Origin of the sequence: Desulfovibrio sp., assembly GCF_019424165.1 — a bacterium.
Classification (GTDB): Bacteria; Desulfobacterota; Desulfovibrionia; order Desulfovibrionales; family Desulfovibrionaceae; genus Desulfovibrio.
Window position 1 is genome coordinate 1 of the sequence record NZ_JAHZAA010000066.1, and the last position, 3,374, is coordinate 3,374.

The 3,374-nt window shown below is 55.2% G+C and carries 4 protein-coding genes and 1 pseudogene; all 5 read right to left on the minus strand.

What is annotated here, in order from left to right:
- Positions 1-150, minus strand: a pseudogene (locus QZ377_RS12505) (ferredoxin); the annotation flags it as partial.
- A gap of 103 nt (positions 151-253) precedes the next feature.
- On the minus strand, positions 254-826 hold the full coding sequence (locus QZ377_RS12510) for an electron transport complex protein RnfA (protein ID WP_291441562.1): 573 nt from the start codon (positions 824-826) through the stop codon (positions 254-256).
- A 147-nt stretch (positions 827-973) separates the two neighbouring features.
- Entirely contained in the window at positions 974-1,651 is a 678-nt protein-coding gene (locus QZ377_RS12515; RefSeq protein ID WP_291441564.1) for an electron transport complex subunit E, read from the minus strand.
- Positions 1,652-1,677: 26 nt separating this feature from the next.
- A complete protein-coding gene (gene rnfG, locus QZ377_RS12520; protein ID WP_291441565.1) occupies positions 1,678-2,256 on the minus strand; it encodes an RnfABCDGE type electron transport complex subunit G in 579 nt (192 codons plus the stop codon).
- On the minus strand, positions 2,253-3,215 hold the full coding sequence (locus QZ377_RS12525; protein ID WP_291441567.1) for an RnfABCDGE type electron transport complex subunit D: 963 nt from the start codon (positions 3,213-3,215) through the stop codon (positions 2,253-2,255). The genes rnfG and QZ377_RS12525 overlap by 4 nt, the downstream gene beginning before the upstream one ends.
- Positions 3,216-3,374: the final 159 nt, after the last annotated feature.

Genomic DNA, 3,374 nt, shown 5'->3' on the forward strand with positions numbered 1-3,374 from the left:
GCATCCGCCACAGTTTGCTCCCGGCAGGGCTTCCATTACGGCTTCAACCCGCGGGTCTTCCTTGACGTAAAAAACCCGCGAGGCCACGGCCAGGATGATGGATGCCACAAGGCCAAGGGCAAAAAGGGTCAAAATCGATACAAAGACCATAGTTCCGTCCCCGTCTAGCGTAACTGCCGTACAGCAGAATTGACCGGTCAACCGCCGTCGCGCGCCATGTCTTGTTAAGCGTAAGCGACGCGCTGTCCGCCCGTTATCCCATGCCTTTAAAACCCATAAAAGCCAGCGACATAAGGCCGGCCATCACAAGAGCCAGCGGTGTGCCGGCCATGGCTTTGGGCAGACGGCAGGTGTCCAGTCTTTCGCGGATAGCTGCCATCAGCAGCAGCGCCAGAGTGAAACCCAGGCCGTAGGCCAAAGCCCACACCAGAGATTCCATCAGGCCATAGCCTTCACGCTGCACCAGAATGGCAACCCCCATAACCGCACAGTTGGTGGTAATAAGAGGTAAAAAAATACCAAGGGCGGCGTAAAGCGGCGGTACAATTTTTTTGAGAAACATTTCAACAAACTGCACCAGTGCCGCGATGACAACGATAAAGACGATGGTTTGCAGATACCCTAACCCGTAGGGGTCGAGTACATATTTCTGCATGAGCCAGGTACAAAGCGTGGCGGCAATGGTTACAAAAATCACCGCGCCGCCCATGCCTAGGGCTACGCCTTTTTCTTTGGAACATCCCACATACGGGCAGTTGCCAAGATACTGGGCCAACACAATATTGTTGACGAAGATGGCCGAGATAAAGATGGCGAAAATATCCATGCGCTATCCTTGTGCCGTTAGAGCGGTTTTGCTTTGAGATCGCACCTGCCTGCGACAGTCGCTCAGGTCTTGTTATTGCCGTGACGCCGCAGCCAGGCATCTTGCTGTAACTGCTTCCGGCTGTATAAAAATCACAAGACCAATCTGTTACCGGGCTTCTTCACGCCGTTCCAGCGAGCAGCACCCGCAGGAACCGCAACCGCCTTGCGGGGTGGGTACGTCCTTGCCCCTGCCGGCTTTCCAGTAGTTGTACATGTTCATGGCCGCCAGTATGAGGCCAAGGCAGATAAAGGCTCCCGGCGCTTGAATCATGATGCGCATGGGCTCAAAGCCCTCCCACATGACGTTTTGCCCAAACCATGTGCCGTTGCCAAAAATTTCGCGCAATGAGCCAAGAAAGGTCAGCGACAGAGTGAAGCCCAAGCCCATGCCCAGGCCGTCGGCTATGGAAGCTGCCACACCATTTTTGGCAGCAAAGGCTTCGGCCCGGCCAAGAATTATGCAGTTGACCACGATAAGCGGCACAAAGATGCCGAGCCGCTGGTACAGAGGGTAGGCATATGCCTGCATGAGCAGTTCCACCGCGACCACCAGTGAGGCCGCAATAACGATAAAGCAGGCGATACGTACTGTTTTGGGAATAATGCTGCGCACCATTGAAATGAGCATGTCTGAAAGTACGAGCACAAAAATGACGGCTACCCCCATGCCAAGACCATTGTCGGCAGAGTTGGTTACAGCCAGGGTAGGGCAAAGCCCCAGCACGAGACGGAACGGCGGCAGTTCCTTCCAAAGCCCTTTGGTAAATTCTTGCAGTATGCTCATGGAAGCTCCAGGCGTATGCCAGTGGGCTATTTAGCCCAGGCTTTGAAAATTTCAGGCTTCAGGCCCATATACGTTTGGGCGGCTTTATTCACAGCCTCCACCGATCCGGCAGAGGAGATGGTAGCGCCTGAAATCGCATCGATTTTCCCCCCCTGATTTTTGAGATTCACCGGGGTAGCCGCACTCATGAACTGGGTAGTGAAGCCCGGATCCGCCACACGCATGCCCAGCCCCGGAGTTTCCTTCATGGTGGTCATGCCAACGCCAGCCAGGGTGTCATCGGCGGTATTGAAGCCGACCATGACACCAATGGGGCCGCCATACCCTTTACCAAAATTTTCCAGGGCAACCCCCACAAGCTTGCCTGACTTCATAACAGGAAAGACAGTGACCTTTTCACCGTTGGAAAGAGTAAAGCCGCGCCTGTCAGCAATGGGCGAGTTTTCTGCCTGGGCAAAAACCCTCTTGAGCGCAGGCCCCTGCACGTAAGTCAGTTCCTGTTCTTCTATGGCTGTAGCGGTGATCATTTTAAGATACGAAAGGGCAAAACCGGAAAGCCCGCAAAGAACTGACAGCACTACCACCATGCGTACTATGGCTATCATTGGCGGCTACCTCCGAAAGGTCTGGGGCGTATCATATCGAGATAAGGGGTTAACATATTAGCCAGAAGAATGGCGAACGGAACACCGTCGATCCATACCCCATACTTGCGAATAACCATGGCCAGCAGCCCTCCGGTAAGGCCGTAGAGAAACATGGGCAGCGGGCGCAGGGGCGTTGTGCCCATTTCAGTAGCCATGAAAAAACCACCCAGCATGACCGACCCGGTACACAGATGGAAAAAGGCGGAAGCATTGTGGGCCGGGTCTGACATATGAAAAAATGCAGCCAACGCAGCAACACCAATGAAAAACCCCAGGCTGATCTGCCAGCGCACCGTGCCGGTAGCGCAGAGAAAAGAACCGCCCACAAAAAGGCCAAGCACTTGCCCCGCACCCAGACCATTGATCTGTTTGCCCAGAATCAGGTCCAGCAGGGGGGTGGAGTCGGCGCTGGCTGCGCCGAAGAACTTCAGGCGTACCAGGGGGTCAATAAAATTCGTGCCGAGTTGCATGGCGTTGGGGTCCATAAAAATGGGAAAGGACACCGCCAGAACGGCCCAGCCCACGAGTGGCGTGCTTACAGGGTTGGCCCCAAGGCCGCCAAAAGCCATTTTGCCCAAGGTGATACAGATAACCGCCCCAAGGACGACAAGCCACCAGGGGGCATCTGCCGGTAGCAGAAAAGCAAAGATGAGCCCCGCATATACGGCGGTAAAGTCGTCCACCTCTATCTGCCGGCCCATGATTTTTTCGCACAGGGCTTCCACAACTACACAGGCAGCAACGCTGAGAGCCATGACCCGAAGGGCGGGCAAGCCCCAGTTCCAGATGGCCATGGCCGCTGCCGGCAAACAGCAAAGAATGGTGAAAAGACTGTACTTGCGAATGGTACGCCCGCAGTGCCAAAAAGACGGAACGCTCATGGCAAGCAAAACAGAGCCTGATGAAGCAGATGACATCAGTTGCCTCCCCGCTGCTCACGGGCAGCCCTGTTATTGGTTCCGGCTTCGGCAGAAGCCTCGGCATTGTCGGCGGCGATCATGCCCAGCGCGTCATCCGCATCCAGTATTTTTCCCTTGGTCGCGGCGGCTTCCGCCAGTTTGAATTTGGACAGACGG